12 protein-coding genes are annotated in these 14,418 nt (G+C 62.1%); 2 read left to right on the forward strand and 10 right to left on the reverse strand.

The features are described from left to right. On the forward strand, positions 1–247 hold a 247-nt coding region (locus ACTG4J_RS10380; RefSeq protein ID WP_439139291.1), incomplete at its 5' end, for a flagellin. 391 nt (positions 248–638) lie between these two features. On the opposite strand, the gene ACTG4J_RS10385 is transcribed toward ACTG4J_RS10380, so the two are convergent. Further along, positions 639–803, reverse strand: coding sequence for a hypothetical protein (locus tag ACTG4J_RS10385; RefSeq protein ID WP_439139293.1), 165 nt, complete (start codon positions 801–803; stop codon positions 639–641). 68 nt (positions 804–871) lie between these two features. Then, positions 872–1,435, reverse strand: coding sequence for a flagellar basal body-associated FliL family protein (locus ACTG4J_RS10390; protein ID WP_439139295.1), 564 nt, complete (start codon positions 1,433–1,435; stop codon positions 872–874). 123 nt (positions 1,436–1,558) lie between these two features. Between ACTG4J_RS10390 and ACTG4J_RS10395 the strand changes: the two genes are divergently transcribed. After that, positions 1,559–2,470 carry a lytic transglycosylase domain-containing protein gene (locus ACTG4J_RS10395; RefSeq protein WP_439139313.1) on the forward strand — a complete coding sequence of 304 codons (912 nt, stop codon included), beginning with the start codon at positions 1,559–1,561 and terminating at the stop codon, positions 2,468–2,470. 10 nt (positions 2,471–2,480) lie between these two features. On the opposite strand, the gene flgL is transcribed toward ACTG4J_RS10395, so the two are convergent. The 8 genes from flgL to ACTG4J_RS10435 are packed head-to-tail and all read right to left on the reverse strand — an operon-like array spanning position 2,481 to position 14,385. Continuing rightward, positions 2,481–3,770 (reverse strand): flagellar hook-associated protein FlgL, encoded by a 1,290-nt coding sequence (flgL, locus tag ACTG4J_RS10400; protein WP_439139297.1) that lies wholly within the window; start codon positions 3,768–3,770, stop codon positions 2,481–2,483. 12 nt (positions 3,771–3,782) lie between these two features. Further along, positions 3,783–8,003 carry a flagellar hook-associated protein FlgK gene (gene flgK / locus ACTG4J_RS10405; protein ID WP_439139299.1) on the reverse strand — a complete coding sequence of 1,407 codons (4,221 nt, stop codon included), beginning with the start codon at positions 8,001–8,003 and terminating at the stop codon, positions 3,783–3,785. A 2-nt stretch (positions 8,004–8,005) separates the two neighbouring features. After that, a complete protein-coding gene (locus tag ACTG4J_RS10410) occupies positions 8,006–8,362 on the reverse strand; it encodes a rod-binding protein (protein WP_439139301.1) in 357 nt (118 codons plus the stop codon). Positions 8,363–8,370: 8 nt separating this feature from the next. Further along, complete coding sequence (locus ACTG4J_RS10415; protein WP_439139303.1) at positions 8,371–9,513, reverse strand: flagellar basal body P-ring protein FlgI; 1,143 nt, start codon at positions 9,511–9,513, stop codon at positions 8,371–8,373. 12 nt (positions 9,514–9,525) lie between these two features. Continuing rightward, a complete protein-coding gene (locus ACTG4J_RS10420; protein ID WP_439139305.1) occupies positions 9,526–10,197 on the reverse strand; it encodes a flagellar basal body L-ring protein FlgH in 672 nt (223 codons plus the stop codon). Positions 10,198–10,210: 13 nt separating this feature from the next. Then, positions 10,211–10,999, reverse strand: coding sequence for a flagellar basal-body rod protein FlgG (flgG, locus tag ACTG4J_RS10425; RefSeq protein WP_439139307.1), 789 nt, complete (start codon positions 10,997–10,999; stop codon positions 10,211–10,213). A 60-nt stretch (positions 11,000–11,059) separates the two neighbouring features. Continuing rightward, entirely contained in the window at positions 11,060–11,821 is a 762-nt protein-coding gene (locus ACTG4J_RS10430; protein WP_439139309.1) for a flagellar basal body rod protein FlgF, read from the reverse strand. A 32-nt stretch (positions 11,822–11,853) separates the two neighbouring features. Next, a complete protein-coding gene (locus ACTG4J_RS10435) occupies positions 11,854–14,385 on the reverse strand; it encodes a flagellar hook-basal body complex protein (protein ID WP_439139311.1) in 2,532 nt (843 codons plus the stop codon). Between the last annotated feature and the right edge of the window lie 33 nt (positions 14,386–14,418).

The raw sequence follows: 14,418 nt of genomic DNA on the forward strand, positions 1-14,418 counted from the left end.
TATCGAAAGCGTTAACACCCAGCGCGCTGCACTCGGCGCAATCTCTAACCGCCTCGACAGCACGGTTGCAAACCTGACCAATATCGCAACCAACCTCGAAGCAGGCCGTTCGCGCATCCAAGACGCCGACTTTGCGGCGGAAAGCACCAACCTCGCCAAGTCGCAAATCCTCCAGCAAGCGTCGATGGCGATGCTCGCTCAGGCGAATGCGTCGAAGCAGGGTGTGTTGCAGCTCTTGCAGGGCTAAGGCGCGCTATACCAAGACGAGGAAAGGCCCCCGGCATGGGGGCCTTTTTTCTTTGGATGGTTAGGCTTGTGCCAAATTGCCTTGGGCTTTTTGTCACATCACTTCAAGAAAGTCAGCGTTTTCTCAACGGTTGCAGTCGCGCAAGGCGCGGCGCGGTCTTGACCCTGCGCGCGATGATCATAATTCGGCGGAAAATCGACCTATCGGACCTCTGCCATGTCACCGACCGCGACCATTGTTTCGTCTGTTTTCCTGATCGCGCTGTTGATCATTCTTGAATTCCACCACCTGATTTTTCGCTGATCACCGGGGGTGACGCGAGCGGGCAGGGTGTGCGGGGCTGCCTCGTTGGTGTGCAGCCCGCCCACGGGGGCGGCGGCCCCTTGCGCGATCAGCGGGCCCGGTCGGGCAGGTTGCGCAGTTCGTGAAGATAGCGCGCAAGCGGGACCACGCGGTGGTTGTCCTCATGCTCGGCCTCGTCGAAAAGGCCGATCTCGACGGAAAACAGCTCAAGCTCGCACGCGGCCGGCTCTGGCGTTTCGGTCGGCTTGGTCATCAAGGTCATGGCGCGTCCTTTGCAATTCTGTGCAAAAGCGGCTGCAAATCCCATGCCATTGCGCGGGTTCAGTTCAAGATTACCGAGGTGATCATCGCCGCGTCGAGTTCTATATTCTCGTCCATCGTGACGAAATGGGCGTTCAGCGCGTCGCGGATGCGTTCGGCCAGCATGTCGCGCGTGGCCGGGTCGCGCACCTCCTCCTCGGTCATGCCTTGCATCTGTTCCAGCACCACCGGCCGCATCTGCGCCTCGATCTCCGGCAGGCGCAGCATGATCACATCCCCCACGAAGGGCGAGCCGAAGACCGATAGCGACACTTCGATACTGTAAAGGCGTTGGGTCGCACCCAGATTGGCGGAAAACGGCATGGTGAAGCTGTAATAGCGCCATGCGGGGGGAATGATCTGGCCCTCTGCGTCGCGCGCGACATCTTCGGCGTCGGCCTCGACCTCGGGCGGCGTTTCGGGTTCGGGTTCGGGTTCGGGTGGTGCGATCAACCCGTTCGCGATCAGGTAGCTTTGCAGCCGGTCGGTTTCAGGCGCGATCGTCATGTGACCGGCCGCGAAGACGCCAAGGATCACGGCACCCGGCCCCACATAAAGCAGCCCTTTTCCCAGTCGTTTAAGCACCGTTCACCCCGTTGCTGTTGCAAGATCCTACGCCTTGTCCTTTCAAAAAGTGAGCCGAGATCGGCCTTGCGTCAAACTATTGGCGCTCGATGCGATCTGGCGCGGTTATTGCAGTTGTTCGGTATGACAAACCTGCCCATCACACTGCGTACTTTCGGTTTGGTCCGCCCTGCGCTACGCGCCTTGGCGGTCGTTTTGACATTCGCGGCAACGGGGTCTGCGACGGCCGGGGTCGTGCCTGATTGCGAGGCGATGGCCACGCGGATCGGTGCGGCCGAGGGTTTGCCGCCGGGCTTGTTACCCGCCATCTCGCGCATCGAAAGCGGGCGGCGTGTCGGGCGCACCGTGCGCGCATGGCCCTGGACGCTCAACCATGCCGGTCGAGGGCTCTATTTCGAGACCCGCGAAGAGACCCTTGCCTATCTGCGCCAGACCGTGGCCGAGGGGCCGCGCAACATCGATGTCGGTTGCATGCAGGTCAATCACTACTGGCATGGCGAGAATTTCCCCTCGGTCGAGGCGATGCTCGATCCCGAGACGAATATTCGCTACGCGGTACGTTTCTTGAAGGAACTCCATGCCCGCGAAGGCTCGTGGGAGGAGGCGGTGAAGAATTACCACTCTCCCGATGCCGAGCGCGGCGCGCGCTATCATCGCGCCTTCGAGACAGCGCGCGCAGCGATCGATCCAACGGCCACGGGGCGCGGCGATGTCATGACGGTCACCGGTGAGCCAGCCATGAACGGGCGTGCGGCGATGATGGCGGGGGGCTTGTTCGGGCAAGCCTTGTCGGTGCAATACGGCGCATTGGCTCCCTATGGCGCAAGCGTCGCGACAGCCCCGGTTGCCACGGCCGAAGGCTCGACCGAAAGCGCCTATGCCGCGCTTTTGGCGCTCTTGGCCGAACGCGACGGCGCGGATTTGGCCTTTATGCCGGCACAGGCCGAGCTGGCCAAATCCAGCCAGTCGCCGGTCTTGCGCAAACAATGGGATCGCGTGGAGGCGTTTCGCGAATTGTTCCGGACCGCGCCGTGAGGCCGCGATCTCAGCGGAGATAATCGAAAAGGCTTTGCTGCGAAATCTTGGCAAAGACCTGCTGCGCTGCGTCGCGATTGACGAGCAGGCTTTGCAGCTTGCTGATCACCTCGGCCATATCGGCGTCTTCGATCCCGCTACGGGTTTCGGCGACAAGCACCTCTTTGCGGGCAAGCGCCTCGGACTGGATGTCGGCGGCGTTGAAGAATGCGCCCACGCGCGCCCTTTGCAACCCGACATGTTCAATCCCTGAATGAAGCTGGCCGATGGAGTTGCTGATGGCCTGATCGGCATCCGCCAGAACAACGGCCGCGCCTGTCGCTGCGCCAAATGCATCGACCGGCGTGACTGTCATGCTGGTGCTCAGCGTCGCGCTGGCCACGGGCATGCCCGCGATCTGGTATTCGGACAGGCCGATGGGGCCGCCGCCTTCGGCCGTGACGAAAACGCCGCTGCCATTGGTCTCGGCCAAGGCTGTCAGGCCAGTTGTTTCGCTGACCGCATTGATCGCTGAGACAAGGGCATCAGGCGCGCCTGCGACCAGTTCGGCGGCGATCCGCGCCGAGCCAAGCGGCCCGGTGATCGTGATTTCGTGCAGTTGCGGCGCGCGCGCGGTATCGACGTCGATCCGGACCCGCCCGCCCGCCATGTTCAGCGATGTGGTGGCGTCGGCCGCGGTTTCGAGTGCGGCGGAAAGCCCTGCGAAAATATCGAAGACCGAGACCGGACCTTCATCGGTTTCGATCCGCATGAACGCCTCGGCCCCGCTGATCCCGGTGGGCAGCACCAGCCGGTCCGAGGCCAGAAGGGTGGTTTGCCCCGTATCTCCGGCATATTCGACCGCCCCGCTCTGGGTTTTGACGAAAGGGCTGTCGCGCATCACATAGCCCCCGAACAAGGCTTGCCCGCGATCATCGGCGGTATTGGCAAGTCCGATCATGCTTTCGCGCAGCTGGTCAACCTCGGCGCGGATCGCAAGGCGATCGGCCTGCGAATTGGTGCCGTTTGCCGCTTGGATGGCCAGTTCATTGGTGCGGATCATGATGTTCTGGACACTTTCCAGCACCTTGTCGGCAAGCCCAAGACGGGTTTTCGCAGCACTCACATTATCAGTGAAACGCCGCAGATCGGCCTCCATATCCTTGACCGACGACAAGCGCGCCGCTGCGACCGGATCTTGCGATGGGCGCAGATCCTTTTTGCCGGTCGCGATCTGTTCTTGATAGGCATTGGCCTGTTCGGTCAGCCGGGCAATTCCGCGAATGGCCTGTTCATTGAACGTCTTGGTGCTGATCGGCATCGCGGCCTCCGGTTACGAAATTGCGTTGAGCAAGGTGTCAAGCAGGTCACCGGCCGTGCGCAGAACGCGCGCAAGCGCCTGATAGGCCTGTTGTTGTTCCAAAAGTCGTGCGGCCTCGTCATCGAGGTTGACGCCCGAATATTCGGCCTCCAATTCGACGGCGGCGTCGCGCCTTGCCTCGGCGGCACTTTGCGCGATATCGGCGGCGCGGCCCTCGGCGCCGGTGGTGGTGACAAGCGTGGCGAACTCTGCGCCAAAGCCGCCCAGACCCGTGCGCGCATTGCGATCGCCAAGGGCGAACATCGCCATCGCATTACGGGCATCGCCGCTGCCATCTTGGTTGGATTTGACGTAAAAGCTGTCGCCTGTCTCGAACGTGCCGACCAGTTCGAAGCGCATCCCATAGGCCATGAATTGGCCGTCATCGGCCACCGTGCGCGTGGCGAGCGAATGGCCGGTAGCCCGTTCGAAAATCTCGACCCGGCGCGAGGGGCCGTCGATCACCTTGATCTCGAAGGCGGTCGCGGTGGTGGGGCTGGGCTGGCTTTCACCGAAACTTGCCGCAATGCGCCGGGCGCCGCTGCCCGTGGCGATCACGATCAACTCTTCATTGGGCAAACCGCGTAGGCTGAGACGTTCGGCAACAAGGCTGGTCGCACTGGCGGTCAGCTGCACCGGCGCCGCGCCTGCCGATGCGATGCGCAATCCGCCAGCGCCAAGCGTGATCTCGGCATCCGCGCTGACCAGCCCAAGGGCATGGGCATCGACCGACGGGCGCAGGCGCAGATCATCGATCCCGCTGTCACCCGCAATCGCAAGCGTCGCCACCATCCCATCGGCACTGGCCGCAATGTCGAGGCTGACCCCTTGCGGCGGATCAAAAGTGAACTGGGCCGGAACGGTGTTGTTTGTCCATGCGACGTTCAGTGTTGTTTCGACACCATCGATCACGACATCGAGCGTGAAATCGGTTTGGCCGACCGGGATTGCAACAGAGCGCCCGTTCAACCCGGCGCTGGCACCGGCCACGCCAAGGCCAAAGGCTGCGGCATCGACCGCCGGTGTCTCGGGCGACAGGCGCAGGATCTGGCCGCTGAGGCTGCCGCCGGTGGCTGCCACGCGCAAGGTGTTGTCGGCCTCGAAAAAGGCGGTGATCCGACCGGCTTCGGGGCCAGTCACCGCGATCTCTCCGTCGACCATGCTCAACACATAGCTTTGATCGCCGAGAAGCACCTGAACCGTGGTGCCGTCGGCGGGCTGCGTCGCGACCGGGCTTCCTTCAAGTGTCGGCACCATGCCAAGGCCGCGCAGCGTTGCGGCCATGGCTTGCGCAACGGCGCTTGATCCGACCTCGGACAGACGGGCGGTTTCGATCTGAGCGCTCAGCGACCCGGTGCCGTTGAGGCCCGATAGGTTGAGCGACAGCTGCGTCGCGGCGGCGGTGGCGCCAAGACCCTCGGGATCGGCCTCGGCAGTATCAAGCCCGTCGGACAGGTGAAAGGCGATGTCTTGCCACCGCCCTGCCGGGTCGACCTGCCGGGTCATCAGCCCGTCGGTGAAAGGGTCCGCGCTGCTTGTGCCGCTCGCGCCTTGCCAATCCAGCTCGAAGGACTGGCTGCCGCGCAAGGTAATGTCGCCGCCAAGTCGCAAAGCGGTGGCGCCATTCGTCCCGCCAAGCGTGACCGCCGTTCCGCGCGCCGTGGCGGTCATCGTGATCGGTGTCGCGGTGAAGCCGGGATCGCCCGCGCTGATCGCACCGAGCACCAGATCATCGCCCGTATCCGAAACCAGCACGATCCGGCCGGGATCACTGCCCAAGGTGGCCACGACGCCGGTGTCGCGACTGCGGGCATTGATCGCGCCCAGCAAGTTGTCCAAGGCCCCCCCCGTGACATTGGCGGCGATTTGGACAGGGGTCTCGTTGTCGGCCTCGAGCGTGAATTGCACAAGCCCATCGGGCAGATCGGAAAGCGCGAGCCGCGTTGATGCCTCGGCGCTGATTCCCGTATCGGTTGCAGCCGCGTTGATCCGTGCCGCGATAAGCCCGGCGGACAGGCTGGCCGGGATCTCGATCACTTCACGCTCGGTCCCGATGGTGAGCGCGAGGCTGCCCGCCGGGTTGGCGGGAACGGCCGCCGCATCGCCTGTGCGCAGGCTGGGATCGATGCCTGTGGCCGAGAACGTCAAAAGCGCGGCACCGTCGGTCGTGCGCCGGATGATTTCCATGCCCCGATAGCCGATCCCGTCCGCCCCGTTCAAAAGATCGGCCCGATATTCGGCTTCGGGCAGGAAACCATTCGCCTCTGTCAGGTAGCTGATCACATCGGATTGGCTGAGCGCGGTTCCCGCGATTTGACGCCCGTCGCGGGTGAACACCTGCAGGTTGCTGACTGCGGCCAATCCTGTCGTGACACTGCCCGCTTGCCCGTCGATCGTCGCGGCGGTGATGGCGCCCGTACTACTGGCGCGCGCAATCGTCAGGTTCCCCTCCGCGCCGGCCGCGAAAAGGCCAAGATCGGAAAACCGGGTGCCGTTCTGCATGGTCAGCCTGCCTGCGTTCAGCAGATCCGCCAGATCGCCCGCATCCGCCCCACGTTGATCGCCGGCATAGGTCTGAAACGCCGAGAGATCAAAGGTATAGCTGGTGCCGTTGAGCGTGATGGCAAGGCTGCTGACCGCGATGGTCTGCGCCTCTGTCAACGAGAAGGTGACACTGTCTTGGCGGCCCAGCGATACCAGCTCAACCGATGCGGTCCCCGCTGGGATCACGCCCAAAACCCCGTTTTGACGCAGCGCCGTGGCCGAAAGCGTCGAGAGATCGTCGCGCAATACCTGCGTCACATCCGTCAGCCCGGTCGGGGTCTGCGTGGCGATGGCCGTCGCTTCCAGCGCTGCGCGGCTGGTATTGCCGATATCCGCCTCGCTCAGCAAAAGGCCTGCCCCGGCGAACTCTTGTGGTTGCTTGAGCAAAAAGCGCATCTGCGCGGCCGAGCCGATCTCGGCGCGCAAGGTGAACTCGTCGCCATCGGCGGGGGTGCCTGTCACGTTGATGCGGACCGATCCGATGGTGATCGGCCCAGAGGCATGCGTGGTGGCCTTGCCATCGGCATCGAAGCTCAACCATGCCGCGGCCTTGGAGGAATAGACAAAGCGTGTCTCGCCCGCGATCTGGTCGATGACCTCGGGTGCGGTGGCATTTGCGGAGAAGCGGCCGAGATTGGTGGACGATTGTTCGACGAACACACCATCGGCGCTGAAGAGTGCCGTGCCGACCTTGCCGTTGAGGTCGATCCCGTTCGCATGGGCTTGGTTGAACTCGTCTGCGAGCCTCGTTGCCAGCGTATCAAGGCTGCGCATCGCTTCGGTGACGGACCGATAGGCCTCTGACAGCCCGGCCAGCCGCCCCGATGACACTTGTTGCGTTTCGCTCAGCCCCGGCGATTGGCCCGCCAAGAAGACCAGCCGTTCGTCGCCTTTGCGCACCTGAAGGCTGCCCGATTGCGTCGCGGTGCCCAGCACCGGCCCATTGCCGCTGCGCCCGAGCGTCACTGTGGCAGCACCGCTGGCGGCGGTGGCCACGGATACGCCGACAAGGGTGCTGATCTCGGAGATCGTTTGGTCGCGAGCATCAAGCAGCGCGTTCGAGGCGCCCGTGGCGCTGCCCGATGCGATCAGCTGGTTTTGCGTATTGCGCAGCGTCACCAACATGCCGTTGAGGTCGCGGGTCACATTGGACGTCTGCTGCCAGATCGTTTCGCGCAGATCGTCAAGATCTTGCGACAGGCGGACGAAACCCTCGGCCAGCGCGCTGCCTTTGGTCAGGGCCACGGTGCGCGAGGCAAGATCGGCCGGTGCTTGGGCCACGCCGTTCAGCCCGTCGAAAAACTCGGCGAGGAAATAGCCGAGGTCGTAATCGCCCGGAACAAGCGCGCCCTCCAGGGTATCGAGCCCGGCCTTGTAGGCTTCGGCTTGCGAGAAATCGGAATTGGCATCGCGGGCGCGTCCGGCGATGAAGCTGTCAAATGCCCGGCTGATCCCTGCGACGCGCACCCCAAGGCCGGTCTGGTCCGAGATCGTGGTGACATCGTTCTGGCTGGCAGAAATTTCGGACAGGTCCACACCGCGACGGCGATAGCCTTCGGTATTGATGTTGGCGATGTTTTGGCCGGTGACGGCCAAGGCCTCGCGGTAGGCTTGGATGCCGCTGCTGGCGATATCGAACAAACCGGGCATGGTCAGTCACCCGCCCGTGGCAAGTGCTGTGCGAATTGGGCGTAAAGCGCATCGGCGATGCCAAGCGACACACCGCCCGAGGCCGCGCGGGAATATTCTTGGTCGAGCATCCCCTGAAACGTGTCGCCCGCCGACGAGGTCAGCAAGCCGTCGGACAGCTGGCTTTTACGGGCTTGTTGCAAGAATTGGTTGAGAAACATCGCTTCGAATTCTTCCGCCGCCTGCCGAAGTTCGGCCGGGCCCGCACCAGCTGTGCGGATTTCCGGACGCCCCCAGCCGGGGCCGGTCGCGCCCGTAGCCCGGCCAATCGACAGATCGGCCAGGGTGGTGCGGGGCAGGGCAGAGGGGGCATCGGTCATGCTGTGCCTCAGATGATGATCAGTTCGGCGCGCAGCGCGCCCGCTTCGCGCAGCGCCTCGAGAATGGCGACGAGATCGGAGGCGGAGGCGCCGACGGCGTTGATCGAATCCACCAGCGAGGACAGCGAGACACCGCCATCGAAAACAAAGGCGCGCGCCGGTTCCTCGGTGGCGTCAAGCGTGCTTTCGGGGGTGACCACGGGCTCGCCCGGGGCGACGATCGTCTGGTTGTCGTTGCTGACGACGCTTGCCCCTTGCGCCACGTTGAGGCGTTCGTTGACCCGCACGGTCAGCGATCCATGCGTCACGGCAGCGGGCGTCACGCGGACATTGCCACCGATGACGATCGTTCCGGTGCGCGAATTGATGATGACCTGTGCCGGCGGTTCGACCGGCTCGACCTCGATATTCTCCAAAAGCGAGACAAAGGCCACGCGCTGCGAGGGGTCTTGCGGCGCGCGCACCCGCACCGAGTTCGCGTCAAGCGGCACGGCGATGTCCGGCCCGAAGATGCCGTTGATCGCCTCGGCCATGTTCGCCGAGGCCGTGAAATCACCGCGATTGAGGTTGAGGACAAGATGTTCGGTCTCGAGGAAAGAGGATTCCACCATCCGCTCGGCTGTGGCCCCGTTCGGGATGCGCCCGACCGTCGGCACATTGACGACGAGCGAGGAGTTGTCCTGTCCCTCGACACCCAGACCACCCACGACAAGATTGCCCTGCGCGATACCATAGGTTTCGCCATCCGCCCCCAGCAGCGGCGTCATCAAGAGCGTGCCACCGCGCAGTGACTTGGCACCGCCGATGGTCGAGACGGTCACATCGAGCCGCTGTCCCGGCTTGACGAAGGGGGGCAGGTCGGTCGTGACCATGACCGCGGCCGCATTGCGCGCGTCAAGCCCGCTGACATCGGTCACCAGCCCGAAACGCGACACCATCGCTTGCAGTGATTGAAGCGTGATCCCGGTGCCGCCATCGCCGGTTCCCGCAAGGCCCACGACGATCCCGTAACCCACAAGCTGGTTCGACCGCACCCCCGCGATGCTGGCGATGTCCTTGATGCGTTCGGCCTTGGCCGGGTTGGGCGCAAAGCCGGCGGCACATGCTGCAAGGACGATGAAAACGGCAAGAACGGGCCAAGGGGTGCGCATGTTTATGCCTTTTCAGATCGGGGATACGGATGTCAGGATGCGCGAAAGCCAGCCCTGCTGGCCGGTATCGGCAAGGTCGCCTGCGCCGATATAGGTGATCTCGGCGTTGGCGATCCGGTCGGATTGGACCACGTTGTTCGAGGTGATGTCTTCGGGCCGGACGATGCCGCGGACGCGGATATACTCATCGCCATTGTTCAGCGTCAGCTTCTTTTGACCCAGAATCTCGAGATTGCCACCGGGCAAGACGCGCACGACATGGACCGAGACCTGCCCAGTAAGCGAGTTGGACTGCGCCGCCGTGCCGTTGCCGGTAAAGGTTTGGGTGGTGCCGTTCGACAGTTCCGGCCCGACAGATGCAAAGGGAAGCACGCTGGGCAGCTCAATTTCGAAAGATGAGGATTTCGCACTGCCCGCATTTTGCGATTTCGTGGCTTGAAAGCTTTCGCTGAAGGCAACTGTCAGAATATCGCCGACGCGGCCAGCGCGGCGGTCGGTGGCAAACAGCCCCGCTTGTTGCGGTGTATAGATCGTACCCGTGGCGAAGCCCACGGGTTGCAGCTCGGCGGCCAGCGGATAGACCGGGGTGAAATCCGCGCTTGCGGCCTCTTGCACCTGGGTGGCGCAACCGGCGAGGACCGTCGCTGCAACGACTGCGAGAGGAAATGAAGAGAGGCGCATCATGGCGTGACCCCGATCACAGGTTGTTCGAGATGTGGCGCATCATCTCGTCGGTGGCGCTGATCGCTTTCGAGCTCACCTCATAGGCGCGCTGTGTTTCGATCATATCGACAAGCTGCTGCACGACATTCACGTTCGAGCTTTCAAGATAGCCTTGCTGCAGCTTGCCAAAGCCGCCCTCATAGGGGACGCCTTCGATGGGCGGGCCGCTGGCCGGGGTTTCGATCACGAAGGTCTCGCCGATGGGTTGCAGACCGCGCGGGTTGGTGAAATTGGCAAGCGTGATCTGGCCGACCTCTTGGGGATCGTTCTGGCCCGCGACCATGACCGAGACGACGCCGTTTTGCCCGATCGTGATCTCGGTGACATTGTCGGGGATCTGGATCTCGGGCTGCAAGACGTAGCCGCTTGGCGTGGTCAATGTGCCATCGGCATTGCGCGAAAAGGCCCCGTTGCGTGTGTAGCCGATGCGGCCATCAGGCATCAGGACCTGGAAAAAGCCCATGCCGTCTATCGCCAGATCGAGCGAATTCTCGGTGCTTACAAGGCTGCCTTGGGAGTAGAGCTTTTGGGTCGAGACCAGCCGCACCCCGGTGCCGACCGTGGAGGAGGAGGTCAGCGCGGTGCCATCAGCGGTCTGAGCCCCGCCCGACCGCATCACCTGGTAAAGAAGGCTTTCAAAATTCGCGCGGTCGCGCTTGAAGCCGGTTGTGTTCACATTCGCCAGGTTGTTGGCGATGATCTGCATCTTGGTCTGCTGGGCGTTGAGACCAGTCTTGGCGACATGCATTGCGCTTGCGGACATCTGGAACTTCCTTTGTCAGGTTCGTCCCTCCAGTCTTGCAAGAGCTGTGCCAGCCGGTCACTATTCCTGGGCGATCCGCATGATTTGGGCGGCGGCCTGGTCGATCTGCTTGGCGGATTCGATGAACTTCACGCTCATCTCGAAACGGCGTTGCAGCTCGATGGTATAGACCAATTCCTCGACAGCGCTGACGTTCGAGCTTTCCAGCATACCTTGCTGCATATGCGCGATTTGGTCGGGGGGCGGGATCGTGCCGTCAAGCGCGCGGATCCGCCCATCCTCATTCTTGCGCAGATCGACACCCGCAGCCGTTGTCGTGCCGATGAATCCGGCAGACACGAACTGACCGGCTTCTGCCGCCAGAGGATTGATGAGGATTTCACCGATCTGAGTGATCTGGATTTCCCGGTAGGGTGGGATGACCATCGGCGCAAGCGCATCGCTCAGAACGGTCTCGTTCGAGCCATTGACGAGAATGCCTTCGGCATTCACCGAAAGATCGCCACGGCGGCTCAATGCAGGTGGCGACCCGTCGGGCGGCTGTACGAGAAGCCAACCATCGTCGACAATGGCGATATCCGTATCCACCCCCGTCGGATCCATTGTCCCCAGCTGGTAGGAGAACTCGCTTTTCCCGGTTCCAAGCGCGAAGGCGCGTGCCGTCGGCTCTTGGCCGGCTTGCAGGTAGCCGGTGCCGGCCTGTCCCCAAAGATCCTTGCGAAACCCCGGCACAGACATGTTCGTCAGATTTTGCGCGTTGATCTTTTGCAACTCCGAAAGGTTGCGCATCGAGTTCAACGCGGTGTGAATCATGCGATCCATGGCGCTATATACTCCTGTGCCGGGGTCTGTGATTACATCCGGATGTTGATGATGGTCTGGGTCAGGCTTGTCGTGGTCTCGATCGCCTTGGCCGATGCCTGATAGTTCCGCTGGGCGGTAATCAGGTTCACCAGCTCTTCGGTGATATCGACGTTCGAGCGTTCAAGCGAACCCGATTGGATCGTGCCGAAACCTTCCGAACCCGCCTCGCCGACCTGCGGCCGGCCCGATACGGCGGTCTCGACATAGGTCGCATTACCGATCTGCTTGAGGCCGTTTTGGTTGTTGAAGGTCGCGACCACGATCTTGCCCAAGGGGTTGTTCTGGCCATTGGTGTAGTTCGCCCGGATCGTACCCGAGCTGTCGATCTCGATCCCGTCAAGGCGGCCGGAGGTGAAACCGTCTTGCTCCACCGACAACACCGAGAAGGGCTGGGCAAACTGGCTTGAGGCCGAGAAATCGATGTCGAGCGAGATCGAGAAGCCATCGGCCTGCTGTTCGAAATGCACCTTGTTCTTGGGGCTGATCAGTTTACCGGTCTTGTCGAAGGTCAATTCGCCCTCGTCAATGTAGAGCGGGAAATACCCTGTCACCAGGTTCTCCGGCGGCGAGGTCACGACATTGCCGTCGGCGTCGACGAAAAGCGCCAAGCCATCGGCATTTGTCGCCTGCACAAGGTTGTAGATCTTCGGCACCGAGCCAACCCCCAAGGGGACATCGTCAAGACCGAGGCGCGCGGTGCCCTTGACCTTGATCGTCGAGGTGTCGCCCGTGGTGCCTGTGGTGAAGGTGAAGCTGTTGGATGCAGCCGAATAGCGCACGGTCACACCGCCGACACTGATGCCGCTGACTGGGTCGGCGATCTGGTTGACCCGCTCTTCGAGCGCGGCGGCCAGCGTGGTGCCGACGTAATTGCCCGGCGGGATCTCGATGACCCCGGAAATCCCGTTCACCGAAACGTTGAAGATGTTCTCGTTGTTGGTGGCGGTCAGGCGGAAGACTTCGGTCAGGTCGCTTTGCGCGGCCCGTCCCGAGGCGATGGCAGGGTCCGAGGCAAGGCCGCGTCCTGCGGCAAAGACATAGTCGGTGCGCGTCGCGCCAAATCCGAACAATGCATTCTCGCCGCTGCCGATGATCCGTGTGTCGAGGTTGATCTGTTCGCTCGGATCGGTGTTGCCACCCGAAAGAATGGTGCGTCGGCCGATCTGGATATTCGACGCCTTCTGGTTTTGATCGACACCGATTGCGCCATTGGTGCTGATTGTTTCACCCGTCGTGCCGCTGAGCACGCTGAACGACTTGGTGTCGCTGTTATATTCAACCTGAATGCCGAAACGCTTGTCGTTGAGCTGGATTTCCTCGCCGTCGGCGATGAAGGATTCAGCCGACATCACTTCGCCGCCGCGGATCAAGACCTGGCGTGTATTGCCTGAATCCGGGATGCCCAAGCCGTTCGTGTCGTTTGCACTGGCAGCGCCCGAAATGGTGAAGGAGTTGAAGTTGCTCCCTGTCCCGGTCCCTAGCACGGTCCGGTCAACGCTGAACTGCAGGCGCTGGTTTACGTCATCATAGCTGATCTTTATCGGCGGGTTCTTTTCGTCGATCCAGCCTGCACGGTTTATGGTGGTGAGGTTGGCGAGGTTATATACAGCCAACACACCATCGGCCATGGTGCCGTTCGCGGCGCCCGACGTCGAGACAGGGGTTTGGCTGAGCGTAACCAGAGTGCCGTCAGGATTGACTTGGAGGGCGGAAACATCCCCTGTGCCGGTTGAACCGGTGATCGAGAAATCCTTTCCATCTGCACGCGTGATCACGCCGTCGGCCATTGAGAAGCCCTTCTTGTCAGCCAAAGCATCAAAGGCCGTCTGCAGGGCGGCGTAGGCGTCTGTTTGGGTCTGTCCGGTAGTAAGTTCTGCCGTGATGAAAGAAAGGGTGTTGCCGCGGCCGTCATCAAGGTTGACGGTGAAAGCATCGCCGGTGGTTATTGTACCGGTAACAGTCAAGACCATCGTGGCAGGTGTTGCCGGACTAGTGACGGCCGGCATGAGGGAATTCAGCCCAAGCGCATTTATCGCTGTGGAAACGCTGTTGTTCTTTGCGCTGTCGATCATGAAGGCGTTGTCAAAGGAGCTGTCGGTAATCGTGCGGGTCGCGGCGGCGCCGATTTCGCGCAGGACGATCTTCTTGCTGTTAAAGGTGGTTAAAACGCCTTCGGTCCCGCTCTCGGCACCTTCGAAAAAAGCTTCGACGTTAGAGGACGGGTTGAACAACAAATTGATGTCGAAGTTGCGTTCAAACGAGGTCTCCGACAGGGCGAGCCCTGAGGTGTCGACCTTCAACAGCTTGAAGCCCCCTTCGGTTGTGCCGCCGGCGTCCAAAACCCGAAGCGCGCGGCCATTCAGGTTGGCGTCCAAATTGGCACCTTGAAGCTGGATCGAAGCCGAGTCGAGATCAAGTCCCGTGGGGATGTAAAACGACAGCGTGTTCTGCAACGCGTCGTAAGACAGCTTGTCCATTTCTGCAGGAGCCGCAAGCGCGACCTTGTTGTCATAAACGGTCAAGCTCGGGCGGTCGTTGAAATAGGAGTATGCTAG

It is taken from the genome of Roseicyclus sp. (assembly GCF_965662675.1).
Classification (GTDB): domain Bacteria; phylum Pseudomonadota; class Alphaproteobacteria; order Rhodobacterales; family Rhodobacteraceae; genus Roseicyclus.